Source organism: Vibrio sp. 2-Bac 85 (genome assembly GCF_037546705.1).
GTDB lineage: Bacteria > Pseudomonadota > Gammaproteobacteria > Enterobacterales > Psychromonadaceae > Psychromonas.
Genome location: NZ_JALAAB010000006.1, coordinates 113,721 through 130,766, shown reverse-complemented (window position 1 = coordinate 130,766; position 17,046 = coordinate 113,721). Strand labels below are relative to the sequence as shown.

Genomic DNA, 17,046 nt, shown 5'->3' with positions numbered 1-17,046 from the left:
AAGGAGCAAGTGAATATGTCTAAGCCTCTCGCAATCACCGAAGTTGTTTTACGTGATGCACACCAATCATTATTTGCAACACGTATGCGTATTGACGATATGTTACCAATCGCAGAGAAACTAGATAAAGTAGGCTATTGGTCTTTAGAGACTTGGGGTGGTGCTACTTTCGATTCATGTATTCGTTATCTAGGTGAAGATCCTTGGGATCGTATTCGCGCTTTAAAAGCGGCGATGCCAAATACACCACAACAAATGCTGTTAAGAGGTCAAAACCTATTAGGCTACCGTCATTATGCTGATGATGTGGTCCAGAAGTTTGTTGAACGCGCACACACTAATGGCGTAGACGTATTTCGTATTTTCGATGCAATGAATGACGTGCGTAATTTTGAGACGGCGATTAAGTCTGCCGTTGAAGTTGGTGCTCATGCTCAAGGTGCTCTTTCTTACACTACTAGTCCAGTCCATACCATTGATGGTTGGGTTGATATGGCGAAACGTCTTGAAGACATGGGGGCTCACTCTATCTGTATTAAAGATATGGCGGGTCTATTAAAACCTTATGTTGCAGAAGAGTTAGTCACAAAAATTAAAGCTTGCACCAATATCCCATTAGCCTTGCATTGTCATGCAACAACCGGTCTTAGTTTAGCGACTCAACAAAAAGCTATTGATGCTGGTGTTGATATTATTGATAGCGCTATCTCTTCAATGAGTATGACCTACGGTCATTCACCAACGGAGACATTAGTTTCTATTGTAGAGGGAACGCCGCGTGATACTGGGTTGGACTTACATAAATTAGAAGATATTTCTGCTTACTTCCGCGAAGTGCGTAAAAAATATGTGAAATTTGAAGGTGAATTGAAAGGTGTTGATCCACGTATTTTGATAGCACAAGTACCGGGCGGTATGTTAACTAATATGGAAAGCCAACTTAAACAGCAAGGTGCTGCAGATAAGATGGATGAAGTATTAAAAGAAATTACCTGTGTTCGTGAAGATCTTGGTTTAATTCCGTTGGTAACGCCTACTTCTCAAATTGTTGGTACACAAGCAGTGATCAATGTATTGATGGGTGAGCGTTATAAAAATATCACTAAAGAAACGGCGGGTGTATTAAAAGGTGAATATGGCGCAACTCCGGCACCTGTTAATGCTGAATTACAAGCTAAAGTATTAGATGGCGCGACAGCAATTACTTGTCGCCCAGCGGATAATATTAAACCAGAAATGGCATCGATCGAAGCTGAGTTCAAAAAGCTAGCTGCTGAAAAAGGCGTTAAAGTTGCTGATAATGAGATTGATGACGCGCTTATTTATGCGTTGTTCCCTGAAATCGGACTTAAATTCTTAGAAAACCGCAACAACCCAGATGCATTTGAGCCTGTACCAAGTGCTGATGATATGAAAGTTGCTAACACTCCTGCTAAAGCTAAAAATGCGCCAGAGTCTTACTCGGTCTCGGTTGATGGACAACTATTTAACGTACAAGTTGGTCCAGAAGGTAGTATCGATGGTATTTCTCCAGTTAAAGCCAATGCTGCACAGGTGAACACAACAGTTGCGTCGTCAGCTGCAGCACCAACTGCTGACGCCGAAGGTGAGGATGTACCGGCACCTTTAGCGGGTAATATCTTTAAAGTACTCGTAAACAAGGGTGATCACGTCGACGAAGGTGATGTACTGGTGATTATGGAAGCGATGAAAATGGAAACTGAAATTCGTGCTCCAAAATCAGGTACAGTGCAAGCCGTTAACATCAGAGAAGGCGATGCTGTGAATGTCGGTGACTCACTGTTTGTAATAGGTTAAGGAAGATAACGTGAATGGATTAATGACACTATGGGCCGATACGGGAATTGCAAATTTCCAGTGGCCTGAATTAGTGATGATGGCCGTTGGTGGTTTGCTATTGTATTTAGCGATCGCACGTAAGTTTGAGCCTTTATTATTACTACCGATTGGTTTTGGCGCTATTTTAGCGAATATTCCTAATGCAGGTTTTAATGATGAAGGTGGCATGCTTTATTACATCTACCATATTGGTATTGAAACGGGTGTATTCCCGTTAATTATCTTCATGGGGGTAGGAGCATTAACCGACTTTGGTGCCTTGATTGCTAATCCTAAAACCTTATTTTTAGGTGCAGCTGCTCAGTTTGGTATTTTTGCGACGTTATTTGGCGCTATTTTATTAAACTTAGTACCTGGTTTTGAATTCACCCTTGCAGATGCTTCTGCGATTGCCATTATAGGTGGAGCAGATGGGCCGACGGCTATTTTCTTAGCCTCTAAACTTGCACCTGACTTACTTGGTGCAATAGCGGTTGCTGCTTACTCATATATGGCATTGGTTCCTATTATTCAACCGCCGATCATGCGTGCTTTAACAACGCCTGAAGAGCGTCAAATTAAAATGGAACAGTTACGCCCAGTTAGTAAGAAAGAAAAAATTATCTTTCCGTTAGCGGTGTTATTCATGACTATCTTATTTTTACCTGCAGCCACGCCATTGGTTGGTATGTTCTGTTTAGGTAATTTGATGCGAGAGTCTGGTGTTGTTGACCGTTTAAGTTCAACTGCACAAAATGAATTGATTAATATTGTTACGATTTTCTTAGGCTTAGGCGTTGGTTCTAAACTATCTGCAGATAAGTTCTTGAACTTAGAAACATTGGGTATTTTAGGATTAGGGGCGATTGCTTTCTCGATTGGTACTGCCTCTGGTGTATTAATGGCTAAAGCAATGGGACGTTTCTCGAAAAGTCCCATCAATCCTTTGATTGGTGCTGCCGGAGTCTCTGCAGTACCGATGGCCGCGCGTGTTGCTAACAAAGTCGGGTTAGAAGCAAATCCACATAACTTCTTATTAATGCATGCAATGGGCCCTAACGTGGCTGGTGTATTAGGGAGTGCGGTTGCTGCTGGTGTATTATTAGCGATTGTTGGTTAGATAAGCTGATAACAATTTCACTTATTGATTGAGGCCACTTTTTAGTGGCCTTTTTTATATGCTTTCGCAATACTTATTCTTAAAAAGTAAGGGTAGGAAAAAGAGGGGAAGGATTTTTGAGTGTTTTCCTGCAAAATAGAGAATTATCTTTGCTATCTTTAAGAAAAATAAATGAATGATTATTGGCTGCTGTTTAGCAGTGGTTTTATCTCTTCAACATTATTTCCAGGTGGATCTGAGGTGCTGTTTATTTATTACTTGCAGCAACAGTTATCTTTAAAATGGGAATATTTTTTTGCTGTAACCATAGGTAATAGTTTAGGCGCAGTAGTCACATACTTACTCGGTTATTATATTAATTTTGGACAGGCAAAGGCGGCTTTAAAATACCCCAAAACATTATTGTTCTGTCAAAAGTGGGGAAATATTGCATTATTATTAAGTTGGCTACCTATTGTGGGTGATGTGATCTGCTTATTTGCTGGATGGCTTAAGCTTTCCAGAGGACCCGCTTTTATTAATATCGCGATTGGTAAAAGTTTGCGTTATTTGTTCCTAATGTTTTTATTCTTTATCTTTCCATAAGCGCCTTGATTAGGGAGTAAAAACGCTTAACAAAACATCAATTGTTTGCTGTTCTAAGTACTGCTTTCTTGTTTCTATTAAATGCTTATTTAGTTCAACTAATTTAGGTGGTAGAGTTAGCGCTCTAAAAAATCACCTAGGGGTTTACACTTGGCTAAGAATTTTCAACAGCGTATTAATTTCCTCAGCGAACATCCTGAGAGCTTCATTGCATTCGGTCGTGGTATTGAACGCGAAACGTTACGTGTAAACGAGGATGGTAAGCTATCTCAAGAGGGGCACCCTAGTGCTTACGGTAGCGCTCTTACACATACTTCTATCACCACTGATTTTGCTGAGAGTCTGTTAGAGTTTATTACGCCAGTTGCAACTAGCGTAGATCAACTTTTTAACTATCTTAATGATATTCATCATCATGTGGTTGTGAACTTGCCTAAGGAGCAATACCTTTGGCCAATGAGTATGCCTTGTTATGTAATGAGTGAAGATAATGTGCAATTAGCGCAGTATGGTTCATCTAATATCGGCAGAATGAAAACGACTTATCGTCAAGGTCTTAAAAACCGTTACGGCAGTATGATGCAGATTATTTCTGGCGTGCATTATAATTTTTCATTACCTGCTGCGTTTTGGGATAATTGGGGTGAATTGCACGACTCACCGTTAACCGGTCAAGCAGCTCAATCTGCTGGATATATGGGGTTAATTCGAAATTACCTGCGTTATGGTTGGGTTATTCCTTATTTATTTGGTGCTTCACCTGCTATTTGTAAATCATTCCTACAAGGTAAAGAAACAAAACTTCCCTTTGAAGCAACAGGTAAAGGAACGATTTATTTACCCTATGCAACGTCATTACGTTTGAGTGATTTAGGTTATACCAATAGCTCTCAATCAGATTTAAACATCTGCTATAACAGCCTAAACACTTACCTTGATAGCGTGCGTAAAGCGTTATCTAAAAAAGAGTCTAAGTTTACTGCGATGGGAACGGTCAAAGATGGCGAATATGTTCAGCTTAATGATAATGTTCTGCAAATAGAGAACGAATTATATGCCTCTATTCGTGCTAAACGTGTTCAAAAAGCTAACGAGACGCCATCACAAGCATTAAAAGCACGTGGTATTGAGTATATTGAAATTCGTTCTTTAGATGTTAATCCATTTTGTAAATTAGGTATTACTGAAGAGCAAGTGAACTTCTTAGATCTATTTTTAACTTGGTGTGCAAGTGTTGAATCACCAACGTTATCACAGGAAGAATACGCAGCCTGTGCGGATAACTTTAATGAAATGGTAACACGAGGTCGTGAACCTGAACTTACTTTAACCATCGCAGAGCAAACTAAAGATGTTGCAGGTTGGGGAAAGTGGTTAAATCAACAACTGTCTGAAATGGCGTCGTTATTAGATAAAGAGCGCGTTGATAATCGCTATCAAAATGCAATGCAACATATCAGCCCTCGTTTTGAAGACCCAGAGCAAACCAGCTCTGCGCGTATTTTAAAATGCATTAAAGATTCTACGGGTGATAATGGTACATTAGCATTGAGTTTAGCAAAACAGTATAAAGTCGAGCTACAAGATCAACCTTATTCTATTTGGTCTGAGGAGATATTTGCACAGCAAAAGCAAACTTCAATTGAAAAGCGTGAAGCCATTGAAGCTGCTGACACATTGAGTTTTCCTGATTTTTTAAGCGATTACTTTACTAACGCTAAAAAAGTATAAACAGCAGATAGCTGGTCATCTCTAACAGCACGTACTTTGTATGTGCTGTTAAAATTTCTCTGCATAACGTGTTAGGTTATTATTAATCTGTTTTCTAATGTTATTCATTTAGCGCCAATAAAATAGGAAAACGATACGTTATTCGCGGTTAACTGAGAGGTTTAAAGTAAAGCTATGCACTTATTTAAAAAAATAATCACTTTAATTTTTCCTATCACATTAATCGCCTGTGCAACACCGCCTCCTAAAAATCCTGAAAATATTTGTGATATTTTTTATGAAAATCGAGACTGGTATAGTGCTTCCAAAGAAATGCAAGAACGATGGGGGACACCCATTCATGTACCGATTGCTATTATGTATCAAGAAAGTAGCTTTAAACATGATGCTGCGCCACCGATGCAATATTTTTGGTTTATACCCATTGGTCGAGCGAGTGATGCCTATGGTTATGCACAAGCCAGAGACATGACTTGGAGTGACTACCAACGGGAAACGGGTAATAACTGGTCTAGTCGTGATGATTTTGATGATGCTATCGATTTTATGGGCTGGTTCACCAGCAAAACGCATAAAATAAACGGTGTGTCGAAGTGGGATGCTTACGGCCAGTATTTGAATTATCATGAGGGTTGGACAGGATACAAACGCAAGAGTTACAACAAAAAAGCGTGGTTAGTAAAAGTCTCTCGTAAAGTGGATGTACGTGCTAAAAAATATGCAACACAGTTAAAAGGTTGCCAAGAAGATTTGGATTCGAGTTGGTTATGGCGATTGTTTTATGCCTAGTTAGTAGATGCAATACTAAACACAATCGTTCAAACTCAATCCTTGAAATGAATAAATAGATAATTAATTAAGAAATAAGGAAACACCCTATGCCATTATTAGATAGTTTTACCGTTGACCATACTATTATGAAAGCGCCAGCAGTACGTATTGCTAAAACCATGCAAACACCAAGTAAGGATACTATTACAGTATTTGACTTACGTTTCACTGCGCCTAATAAAGATATTTTATCTGAAAAAGGCATTCATACATTAGAGCATCTGTACGCGGGATTTATGCGTGATCATCTCAATGGAGATCAAGTTGAAATCATCGATATTTCACCAATGGGATGTCGTACAGGGTTTTACATGAGCTTAATCGGTGCACCTACAGAACAACAAGTGGGTCAAGCTTGGTTAGCGGCAATGCAAGATGTGTTAAATGTAGAAAACCAAAACCAAATTCCAGAACTAAATGAATATCAATGTGGTACTTATGCAATGCACTCATTAGCTGAAGCAAAAGAGATTGCGCAAGCAATTATAGATGCGGGTGTTGGTATCAATAAAAATGATGATATTTCATTGTCTGCAGAGCAATTACAACAACTGTAAATATGAGATAACTATTAAGGCTGCTTTGCAGCCTTTTTTTTGCTTTATTTTTTAGTGAATTGTTTTATATCAAGTATCAAAAAAACTGATGCTTTACATTGAGAGCTCAATAACGTCATTAATGGACTCTCATGAAGTACACCTTAAAGCAGTTACAAGTTTTTAACGCGATCGCGAGTAATGAAAGTGTTAGCCGTGCCGCGGAACACTTATGCATGACACAATCTGCAGTGAGTATGTCCTTAGCACAATTAGAAAACTTACTTGACCGACCTTTGTTCATTCGCCATGGAAACCGTTTAACCTTAAGCCACTGGGGGAGATGGTTAAGACCGCAGGCGCGAAAACTGATCCAAAATGCACAACAAATTGATCAAGGCTTAAAAGATCAGCATTTAATCAGTGGTACCTTATCATTGTGTGCAAGCCAAACCGCCGCTGAACACCTATTGCCAAAACTAATCAGTAATATCGATAGTGACTTCCCTGAACTACGTATAGAACTCTCCATTGAAAATAGTGAAGAGGTGATTCGAGGGTTATTAAATCATGAATTTGAATTAGGTATTATTGAAGGGCGCAATGATGATAGTCGTGTTATGCAAGAAGCTATTTTTGATGATCATTTAGTCATTTTTACTAACACCCATCACCCTTACGCACATTCAAAGGTAGTTAATCTCGCACAGTTAGAGCAAGCCCGCTGGATTTTAAGGGAACATGGAGCAGGTACGCGACGTATTTTTGAAAGCGCGGTACATGGTTTAATTGACCATCTTGATGTGTGGAAAGAATATGAAAGTGTCCCTGTTATTAAAGAATTGGTGAAAAATGGCAGTTATGTCGGCTGCTTACCTCTGTTAGATGTAAAAAGAGAAGTTGAGCGTTGTGAACTAGTCATACTGAATACTCCTGAGTTAGATATGCATCGTAGTTTATCATTTGTTTGGTTAGATGATTTAGGGCAAAACCCATTAAAAGATTGTGTTATTACAGAAGCTAAGCGTTTAGTACGTAGTATACAAAAAAATAGAATTAATCACTTTTCCGATTAATTCTATTTGTTATTGAGCTGCTATGTAACCTTCGACAGTGTCATTTTAAGTTATGCCATTTGAGTTACATAGCTTAAGTTATGCGTCTTTATCAAGCCGCTTGATGTGATGTGGTGTTTTGTTGAATATCAGAAACATCTTTTTCTTGAAACTGCATCTGTAACAGTAAATGTTGAGTAATATGCTGGCGCGTGATCGTACCCACTACGATACCATTATCAATCACTGGATAGATAGAAGGGCGTTTAGCGGCCGCTTTATTAAGGCGTTGATGGTAACTTAGGTATTGGCTTGATAATAAAACACCTGAATCGCTAACCGGGAATAAGATACTTTTATCGACGGTCATAAATTCAATTAACTCCGCAATACTTTGCTCTGGAGTGACACTTAATACTTCAGTTTGCATGACATCAGCGACACTTAACTGCTGATCTAACTCAAAATCATTTGCCCACCAGTTACGTAATAAATCTTGCTCTGATACAAAACCAAGTAGTTCTTTTTGCTCATTAATAACGACTGCTCCACGCGCTTGTTGTGCTGATAACTCTAATAAAGCAGAGGTTGCCGTTTGTTGTCCTGAAAAAGTGATAGCTTTTGTATCCATTAACTGTGCAACAGTTAGGTCAGTTAAAAAGGTATTGTTCATAATTGGTGTTCCTTGTGATGGTAAATAAGTCGTCGTAGCGAGGTCTGATGTTGATTTGTGAGTCATCGATGTCGGTGTTATTGATTCTGTTGGTAACGGGACATCATTTGTTAATGGAACTGGAATATCTTGGTAAATTAACCAATAGCCTAAACCAACCATTACGCCTCCTCCGACAATATTGCCTAGGGTAACGGGGATTAAATTGTTGAGTACAAAATGACTCACTGTTAGGTCAGCAAAACTATTCGCGTTATATCCCAATGAGATTAAATACTCAGCTGGTACGGTATGTTGTAAAACAATACCCAAAGGCACCATAAATAGGTTTGCGATACTATGTTCAAAACCGCTACTGACAAACATTGCAACCGGTAGTATCAGTAAGAATGACTTTGTTAACATATCTTTACTGCTAAATGTCATCCAAATACCTAAACACACCAATAGGTTACATAGCACGCCTAAGGAAAAGGCTTGTAGCCAGGTGTGGTGGATTTTATGCTGTGCAAGATGCAGTGCATTAATACCCCATTGTCCACCGTCAAGTTGGTACATTTTGGCACCAAAAATCAGTAATAAAATCAGCATCGCCCCAACAAAGTTGCCTAGGTAAACACGTACCCAGCAACCGATTAACTGCAGGGTACTTAATTTACCCTGTGCCCAGGCAACGCTACTCAATACGGTACTAGTGAATAATTCTGCTCCACATACCACTACGAGTATTAAGCCTAAACTAAATGCAGTGCCTCCCGCTAAACGTGTGAGGCCCCAAGAAGAAGCATCACTGCCGGTCGTTACCGTAACGTAAAAAACAAATGCAATGGCGATAAAAACACCCGCAAACACCGATAAGCCAAAAGAATGAAGCTTACTTTTATTGGCTTTTTGTACACCATAATGACTGACATCTGCTAAAGGATGTGGCTTGGCTACTGCTTGGATCGTATTCGTATTTAAGTGGTTAATGGCATGGTTCATATGCAATCACTAAGCCTCCTGCAATAAAATGATATGAAGTGGTTGTCATTGTTTATCTCCTCTTGAATTCAACTATTCATTGAACACTTATTAATTGAACGCTATCGATGCGTTGTAAAAACAATACGATCCTTTTCAGTTAAAGAATATTTGATAGTTTTTATTCTCAGAATCAAAAAGATTGATGCTTAGTAGCTGTCGTAAAAATTAAGAACACTTACTTACTTCAATCATTGATGCTTAGTAGCTGTTGTAAAAAATTAAGATCACATACTTACTTCAATCATTACAAGTTGGCGCAGACCATCTGCAATGATTATCTTAGTGGAGAGCTAGTTTGTTAGGAGGAATGCTGTTAAACACTAAATTTAGAGCAAAAAAAAGCAAACCGATTGGTTTGCTTGATAGAAAGTAGCTAATTTTTCATCAGTCATAATAGCTAGATTAGCTGATTATTATGCAAGATGACCTAATGCTATTAATTGAGCTAATGTTATTAATTTTCCTCACTATATAAATGAGGAATAATTTTCACTAATTTAACCATATTGTTTTCAACTTCAATGATTTCCATTGGATAACCGCATATGCGTGTACTGATGTTGGCGGTAGGGATTGTTTCAAGATGCTCAAGAATTAAACCATTTAAAGTACGAGGCCCATCTGTAGGTAAAGACCAACCCATTTCTTTATTTAGGTCACGGATGCCTAAACTACCTTCAATAATATAACTGTCATCTTGTTGTTTGTGGATCTCTTCTGAACTATGTGGCTCTCGGGTTGTGGTAAAGTCACCAACTATCTCTTCTAGAATGTCCGCCAGAGTCACTAACCCTTGAATATCACCGTATTCGTCCACCACTAAGCCCATACGTTCTTTATTTTGTTGGAACTTAATCAATTGCGTATTAAGTGGTGTACCTTCTGGAATAAAGTACAACTCGCGTACACTTCTTAACAATGTGGTTTTAGTGAAGTCTTCTTTTAACAGGATCAATAGTGAGTCACGTGCGTGTAAGAAACCAATAGAGTCATCAATAGTGTCGCGGTATAACAAGGTCATAGTATGGGTACGATGTTTTAACTGCTTTAAAATCGTATCCCAATCTTGGTTGATATCAATAGCAGCGATTTCATTACGTGGCACCATGATTTCATCGACAGTGACTTTTTCTAACTCAAGAATACTTAATAACATTTGTTGGTGATGCTCAGGGATCATTGATCCGGCTTCATGCACAACAGAGCGTAATTCATCACTTGATAACGCATTGTCACTTTGATTATGAACACTGATACCAAATATTCTTAATAAACCGTTAGAAATACCGTTAATACACCAAACTAATGGACTTAATATTTTTTGTAGAGGTGCTAATAAGACCGAGCTAGGGAAAGCAATTTTTTCTGGATATAAAACCGCGAGTGTTTTAGGAGTAACCTCTGCAAAAATCAGTATTACTAGTGTCAGAACGCCTGTCGCAATAGCGATACCTGCATCACCAAACATGCGTTGACCTATAATGGTGGCAATCGCAGAAGCCAATATATTAACTAAGTTGTTACCAATTAATATCAAGCCGATCAATTTATCTGGTTTGTTTAATAGTTTTTCAACACGTAGTGCAGTTTTGTTTTTGTCTGCTGCTAAGTGTCGTAAACGATAACGGTTTAAAGACATCATGCTGGTTTCTGAACTAGAGAAATAAGCTGAGATGATGATTAAAACGGCTAAACTAATAAATAATGCGCTTGTGGGTATTTCGTTCAAGAGTGCTCTCGATAGTTGCTTTTAAAAAAATTAAAAATGATGGCCTTGATATTATCGAAGAAATGCAAATATAACAAAGTAGATTTTCCAAAAAACCCTATAAAAAAGTATTTTGACGATATTATGTGAATTATTGAAAACTCGCTCTGCTAATCCTCAATTACCTACTTAGCTATTTACCAGCCTATATAGCGCTAACTACTACTGAACAGCGAACTGTAAAGTAACTATTGAGACTCTATATGCGCTCAATTAAAACTCAATAATGGTCATTTTATGACATTAATCACTTGTCAGCGTGTTGAATAATATTGATAATGCCGCCTTTTGAATAATAGGGCATGCTTATCAAACCTTTACTGTTTATCTCTATACTATTTTTGTCATTACCTTCCTATGCTGAGAATACACAAATACAATCCTTTTCAAGTGCTAAAAAGAAATTAGAGAAAGAAATCTATTTAGTACCTCAAGAACGCCACACTTTATATTGCGATGCAGAGTTTGATAGCAAAAAAAATGTAATTGCTACCTCCGGCTTTGAAAGTAAAAAATACAAAAAAAGAGCAAAGCGCATTGAGTGGGAACATGTTGTGCCAGCGGAAAACTTTGGACGTAATTTTACTGAATGGCGAAGTGGCGATAAACAATGCATAACGAGTAAAGGTAAAGCCTATAAAGGGCGACGTTGTGCAGAAAAAACCAATGCAGAATACCGATATATGCAAGCTGATATGTACAATCTATATCCTGCGATTGGTTCAGTTAATGCGAGTCGCAGCAATTATAACTTTGTAATGTTAGGTAATGTTCAAAGTAGCTTTGGTAGCTGCGCAATGAAAATAGAAAAGCGTAAAGTAGAGCCGCCTGTACAAAGCCGAGGTGTGATTGCACGTGCTTATTTATACATGGATACTATTTATCCTAGTTATAAAATGAGTCGTCAACAGCGTCAATTAATGACCGCTTGGCATAAAACCTACCCAGTTAACGCATGGGAATGTGAGCGCGCTAAACGTATTCAAAAAGTACAGGGCAACAATAACGAAATAGTACAACAGAGTTGCCAAGCTGCAGGACTCAACTAATACAACTCAAATAAGTTTAGTTAACCACACACTGTTTAATGAAACGGTTTAAATGAAATGAGTTTTATGAATTGTTTTAATACTCTCGTTTTAATACTCTCGTTTTAATACTCTCGTTTTAATATTATGGTGTGGGGTTGTAGAGGCTTGCTTTTAAGCAAAGGAATGGCTGTTTTATAAACCATCTTGTTTAGTGCTGATAACTGTTTATCTTTTTTAACTGCTTATCATAACAAGATGGTATCACTTAGAATTGAACATTTTTGAGTAAAGGATCAGAGAATTATTTCTCTTACAAAGCGACTGCCAAAGTAAGCAAGCGTTAACATTGAAGAGCCAACAATAGTAATATAGATCACTAAACGACCACGCCATCCTTTCTTGAAATGCCCCCATAGCAAGGTTGCATAAATAACCCAAGCAACAATAGTCAGCACTGCCTTGTGTGCACTTTCACTTGCAAACATATCATCTAAAAACATAAAACCGGTGACTAATGTACAACTTAAGAGGACAAATCCAATTAAAATAAACTGGAATAAGCTTTTTTCAAGCGTCATTAAAGGCGGTAAATTCAAACCTGCGATGGGCGATCTGTGTTTCTTTAATCGGTAATCTACATAGGCTAATTGCAATGCAAATAAACTGGCAATGACCATCATGGCATAAGCGAGTAGCGCTAAAATAATATGAGAACCAACCTGCGGGTTATCTTCCAAGTGGGTAATGTAATGACTTGGTAAATACACCACAGCGATAAAATTGACAATATTAAACCCATACACGATTGGTAACAGAACGCCGGTATTGATTTTTTTGTTGATGGCCAATGACAGCGCTGCAATTAAAAAACTCACCAATGAAACAACATTTAAAATAGGCAAATTTTGACCATTTATTAAAAAGATGTTTTCATATAACCAAGCAGCGTGGCTTAATAGTGCGACACTTGACAAGGTAATAATCTGATAGCTTAACTTTGCTTGAGGTGAAAATAATTGGCGGCTAGCAAGTAAGCCACTTAGTAAATAAAATACAACACTGATAGTTGCCAGTTGACTCATATATTACTGCCTTTACTCATAAAAATGGCTTTTAATAACCTTCATTATAAGCTTTATTGAATGGATGAGAAGTTAATACTATTTTGAAAAAGCATAAATGCGTATAATACACAAAATCCTAATTATTTATAGCTATGAGACATAAACATGTTTGAGAATTTAACGGACAGATTGTCGAAGTCACTGAAAAGTATCAGTGGTAAAGGTCGATTAACAGAAGACAACATTAAAGGCACATTACGCGAAGTACGTATGGCGTTGTTAGAAGCCGATGTAGCTTTACCGGTTGTTCGTGACTTTATTAAAGCAATCAAGAAACGTGCGATTGGGCAAGAAGTTGCCAAAAGTTTAAACCCAGGCCAAGCCTTTATCAAAGTTGTACAAAACGAACTTGAATTGGCAATGGGTGAAGTCAACGAAAATTTAAATTTAGCGACCCAGCCGCCAGCAGTATTATTAATGGCAGGTTTACAAGGTGCGGGTAAGACCACCTCTGTTGCTAAATTATCATTATTATTAAAAAACAAAGAAAAGAAATCAGTTTTGGTTGTGAGTGCCGACGTTTATCGTCCTGCCGCGATCAAACAGTTGGAAACCTTAGCTGCTGAAGTTGATGTTGAATTTTTCCCAAGTGATATCACGCAAAAACCAATCGATATTGCTAATGCTGCTATTTCCCATGCGAAAAAGAAATTCATTGATGTTGTGATTGTCGATACGGCAGGTCGTTTGCATGTTGACGGCGAGATGATGGATGAAATTAAAGATCTACATGCAGCGATTAATCCAATTGAGACATTGTTTGTTGTAGATGCAATGACCGGCCAAGATGCGGCAAATACGGCACAAGCATTTAATGAAGCCTTGCCGTTGACCGGTGTTATCTTAACGAAAGCTGATGGTGATGCGCGTGGTGGTGCTGCACTTTCAATTCGTCATATAACTGGTAAACCGATTAAATTTATCGGTATGGGTGAAAAAATTGATGCTTTAGAACCTTTCTATCCAGATCGTATTGCTTCTCGTATCTTAGGAATGGGTGATGTTCTTTCATTAATCGAAGAGCTTGAAACTAAAGTTGATAAAGATAAAGCAGCTAAGTTAGCGAAAAAAGTTCAAAAAGGTAAAGGTTTTGACCTAGAAGATTTCCGTGACCAATTAGTGCAGATGAAAAGCATGGGCGGCATGATGGGTATGATGGATAAATTGCCGGGTATGTCGAATATTCCTGATGCAATGAAAGATCAAGTTAATGATAAAGCAACCAATCAAATGGAAGCGATCATCAATTCAATGACTAAAAAAGAGCGTGCTAAGCCTGAAATTATTAAAGGGGGCCGTAAGCGTCGTATCGCAGCGGGTTCTGGTACGCAAATTCAAGATGTTAATAAACTGCTTAAACAGTTTACGCAAATGCAAAAAATGATGAAGAAAATGGCCGGTAAAGGCGGTGGCATGCGTAAAATGATGAGTAGCATGCAAGGCATGATGCCTGGTATGGGCGGTGGTATGCCGGGTATGGGAGGCGCTGGATTGCCACCTGGTTTAGGCGGTTTCCGTAAAAAGTAAAACATAATTAAGCGCAATGTTAGGATTGTTTAAAGCCCCGGTGAATCTTATTCAACGGGGCTTTTTTATATTTTAGCCGTTTGAATTGATTGCTGACTGTGATTTTGATTGTTCTTTTTCTAAATAAGAGTATAATTTTGCGGCTTTCTACAGAAGCAGGTGGTCAGAATTCACTGACTTTCGACGTTTAATAATATATATAGAGGACGATATGGTAACTATTCGTTTAGCTCGTGGTGGCGCTAAAAAACGCCCATTCTACCAAGTGGTAGTAACTGATAGCCGTAGCCCACGTGACGGTCGTTTCCTTGAAAAAGTTGGTTTCTTTAACCCAACTGCACAAGGTCAATCAGAAAAATTACGTTTAGATACAGATCGCATCAACCATTGGGTTGGTCTTGGCGCACAGCTAAGTGATCGTGTAGCTAAATTAGTAAAAGATAACGCTGTAGCTGCTTAATTGCAGTTAGGTGAAGGAGATATTAGGTGAGCGAACAAGCAAAACCAATAGAAATAGGCAAATTTGGTGCAGTTTACGGCATCAAAGGCTGGTTAAAAGTCCACTCCTACACCGATGATCCTGAAAGCATTTTTCAATACAAGCCATTGTTAATGAAATCTAATGGGGCTTTACGTGAAGTGAATATCACTGAATGGAAACGTCACAATAAAGGTTTTGTTGCAAAAATAGACGGTTACGATGTTCGTGAAGAAGTACAAGCCTTAGTTGGCCTTGACCTTCTTGTTGAACCATCTAGTCTTCCAGAGTTGGAAGCTGACTACTATTGGCGCGATTTAGTCGGGTGTCAGGTTAATACTGACAAAGGTTATCATCTTGGTGTTGTCACTGATTTGATGGAAACAGGCTCTAAAGATGTGCTTGTTGTAAAAGCCAACTCGAATGATGCTTTTGGACAAAAAGAGCGGTTAATTCCGTTCATCGAAGAGCAAGTAATATTGAATGTTGATATTACAGGCCAACTAATTACAGTTAATTGGGAACCTGATTTCTAATTACCCTAGGAGAAAAGTTATGTGGTTAGGGGTTATTAGCCTCTTCCCGGACATGTTTCGGGCCATTAGCGAGAATGGGGTAACAGGTCGAGCGATTAAAAATAACTTGCTCTCTATCGAGTGTTGGAATCCACGTGATTTCACATTAGATAAACATAGAACGGTCGATGATCGTCCCTATGGTGGCGGGCCTGGGATGCTGATGATGGTGCAACCTTTACGGGATGCAATCAACGCAGCAAAACAGAGCGCAAGAGAAGCAGGGCATGAGGCAAAGGTAATTTACCTTTCTCCTCAAGGTCGACGTTTAGACCATCAAGGTGCACAGTCTTTATCAAGTTCTCGAGCTATGATATTAGTGGCAGGGCGCTATGAAGGAATAGACGAACGTATAATCGAAAGCTTAATAGACGAAGAATGGTCTGTTGGTGATTATGTGTTAAGTGGTGGTGAGCTGCCGGCAATGATTTTAATGGATGCTGTGGTGCGTTTTGTACCGGGTGTTTTGGGTCATAGTCAATCAGCTGAGCAAGATTCATTTGCGGATGGATTGCTTGATTGCCCTCACTATACAAGACCTGAGGTGTTAGATGGAAAGCAAGTGCCAAGTGTTTTATTAAGTGGTGATCACGAGAAAATTCGTCAATGGCGATTAACTCAATCATTACAGCGCACGAAACAAAGAAGACCCGATTTATTACAAAACCTAGCTCTGACTGACGAGCAAGCAAAATTGCTTGCTGCTCTGAAAAGCAACTCCAACTAGACAGCGATGTTATTAGTTAACTAGGCATAAAAAGGTATAAAAATGAGCAAGATTATAGAAGCAATTGAAAACGAACAACTTCGTACAGATATCCCTAAGTTCTCTCAAGGTGATACTGTTGTTGTACGTGTTCGCGTAAAAGAAGGTGAAAAAGAGCGTCTTCAAGCATTTGAAGGTGTTGTTATTGCTAAGCGTAACCGTGGTTTACATTCAGCATTCACAGTTCGTAAAATCTCGAACGGTGAAGGTGTTGAGCGTGTATTCCAAACTCACAGCCCACTTGTAGGAAGCGTTGAAGTTAAACGTCGCGGTCTGGTTCGCCAAGCTAAACTTTACTACTTACGTGAACTTACTGGTAAAGCTGCTCGTATTAAAGAGAAGCTAGGTAAGTAATTTCATTTTCTCAGTTAATTAAAATTG

General features: G+C 38.6%; 16 protein-coding genes. 13 read left to right on the top strand and 3 right to left on the bottom strand.

Going from position 1 to position 17,046, the window contains the following annotated elements:
* Window positions 1-15: 15 nt before the first annotated feature.
* The 7 genes from oadA to MT390_RS08670 all read left to right on the top strand — a co-directional run bounded on the left by oadA (window position 16) and on the right by MT390_RS08670 (window position 7,718).
* The gene (gene oadA, locus MT390_RS08700; protein WP_499440671.1) at window positions 16-1,818 is read left to right on the top strand and encodes a sodium-extruding oxaloacetate decarboxylase subunit alpha; all 1,803 of its coding nucleotides are present in this window, start codon (window positions 16-18) and stop codon (window positions 1,816-1,818) included.
* A gap of 10 nt (window positions 1,819-1,828) precedes the next feature.
* Window positions 1,829-2,959 carry a sodium ion-translocating decarboxylase subunit beta gene (locus MT390_RS08695; protein ID WP_166372552.1) on the top strand — a complete coding sequence of 377 codons (1,131 nt, stop codon included), beginning with the start codon at window positions 1,829-1,831 and terminating at the stop codon, window positions 2,957-2,959.
* Between the two features lie 171 nt (window positions 2,960-3,130).
* Window positions 3,131-3,544 (top strand): YqaA family protein, encoded by a 414-nt coding sequence (locus tag MT390_RS08690; protein WP_499440670.1) that lies wholly within the window; start codon window positions 3,131-3,133, stop codon window positions 3,542-3,544.
* Between the two features lie 150 nt (window positions 3,545-3,694).
* Entirely contained in the window at window positions 3,695-5,275 is a 1,581-nt protein-coding gene (gene gshA / locus MT390_RS08685) for a glutamate--cysteine ligase (RefSeq protein ID WP_499440668.1), read from the top strand.
* A 174-nt stretch (window positions 5,276-5,449) separates the two neighbouring features.
* Window positions 5,450-6,064 (top strand): transglycosylase SLT domain-containing protein, encoded by a 615-nt coding sequence (locus tag MT390_RS08680; RefSeq protein WP_499440667.1) that lies wholly within the window; start codon window positions 5,450-5,452, stop codon window positions 6,062-6,064.
* An 89-nt stretch (window positions 6,065-6,153) separates the two neighbouring features.
* Window positions 6,154-6,663, top strand: coding sequence for an S-ribosylhomocysteine lyase (luxS, locus tag MT390_RS08675; RefSeq protein ID WP_166372556.1), 510 nt, complete (start codon window positions 6,154-6,156; stop codon window positions 6,661-6,663).
* A gap of 131 nt (window positions 6,664-6,794) precedes the next feature.
* Window positions 6,795-7,718, top strand: a complete 924-nt coding sequence (locus tag MT390_RS08670; RefSeq protein ID WP_499440665.1) for a LysR substrate-binding domain-containing protein — start codon at window positions 6,795-6,797, stop codon at window positions 7,716-7,718.
* 91 nt (window positions 7,719-7,809) lie between these two features.
* Here the strand turns inward: MT390_RS08670 and focA are convergent, their stop codons facing one another.
* Window positions 7,810-9,354 carry a formate transporter FocA gene (focA, locus tag MT390_RS08665; RefSeq protein ID WP_499440768.1) on the bottom strand — a complete coding sequence of 515 codons (1,545 nt, stop codon included), beginning with the start codon at window positions 9,352-9,354 and terminating at the stop codon, window positions 7,810-7,812.
* Window positions 9,355-9,850: 496 nt separating this feature from the next.
* Window positions 9,851-11,125 (bottom strand): HlyC/CorC family transporter, encoded by a 1,275-nt coding sequence (locus MT390_RS08660; RefSeq protein WP_166372558.1) that lies wholly within the window; start codon window positions 11,123-11,125, stop codon window positions 9,851-9,853.
* Between the two features lie 341 nt (window positions 11,126-11,466).
* Between MT390_RS08660 and MT390_RS08655 the strand changes: the two genes are divergently transcribed.
* Window positions 11,467-12,213: an endonuclease gene (locus MT390_RS08655; RefSeq protein ID WP_499440664.1), complete on the top strand. Its 747-nt coding sequence runs from the start codon at window positions 11,467-11,469 to the stop codon at window positions 12,211-12,213.
* A 275-nt stretch (window positions 12,214-12,488) separates the two neighbouring features.
* Here MT390_RS08655 and MT390_RS08650 read toward each other — a convergent pair whose 3' ends face one another.
* Complete coding sequence (locus MT390_RS08650; protein ID WP_166372560.1) at window positions 12,489-13,277, bottom strand: cytochrome C assembly family protein; 789 nt, start codon at window positions 13,275-13,277, stop codon at window positions 12,489-12,491.
* Window positions 13,278-13,424: 147 nt separating this feature from the next.
* Between MT390_RS08650 and ffh the strand changes: the two genes are divergently transcribed.
* The 5 genes from ffh to rplS all read left to right on the top strand — a co-directional run bounded on the left by ffh (window position 13,425) and on the right by rplS (window position 17,019).
* Window positions 13,425-14,846: a signal recognition particle protein gene (gene ffh / locus MT390_RS08645; protein ID WP_166372561.1), complete on the top strand. Its 1,422-nt coding sequence runs from the start codon at window positions 13,425-13,427 to the stop codon at window positions 14,844-14,846.
* 211 nt (window positions 14,847-15,057) lie between these two features.
* Window positions 15,058-15,306 (top strand): 30S ribosomal protein S16, encoded by a 249-nt coding sequence (gene rpsP, locus MT390_RS08640; RefSeq protein ID WP_028869134.1) that lies wholly within the window; start codon window positions 15,058-15,060, stop codon window positions 15,304-15,306.
* Between the two features lie 26 nt (window positions 15,307-15,332).
* Complete coding sequence (rimM, locus tag MT390_RS08635) at window positions 15,333-15,860, top strand: ribosome maturation factor RimM (RefSeq protein WP_166372562.1); 528 nt, start codon at window positions 15,333-15,335, stop codon at window positions 15,858-15,860.
* A gap of 19 nt (window positions 15,861-15,879) precedes the next feature.
* The gene (gene trmD / locus MT390_RS08630) at window positions 15,880-16,626 is read left to right on the top strand and encodes a tRNA (guanosine(37)-N1)-methyltransferase TrmD (RefSeq protein WP_499440663.1); all 747 of its coding nucleotides are present in this window, start codon (window positions 15,880-15,882) and stop codon (window positions 16,624-16,626) included.
* Between the two features lie 42 nt (window positions 16,627-16,668).
* The gene (gene rplS / locus MT390_RS08625; RefSeq protein ID WP_166372564.1) at window positions 16,669-17,019 is read left to right on the top strand and encodes a 50S ribosomal protein L19; all 351 of its coding nucleotides are present in this window, start codon (window positions 16,669-16,671) and stop codon (window positions 17,017-17,019) included.
* The last annotated feature ends 27 nt before the right edge of the window (window positions 17,020-17,046 follow it).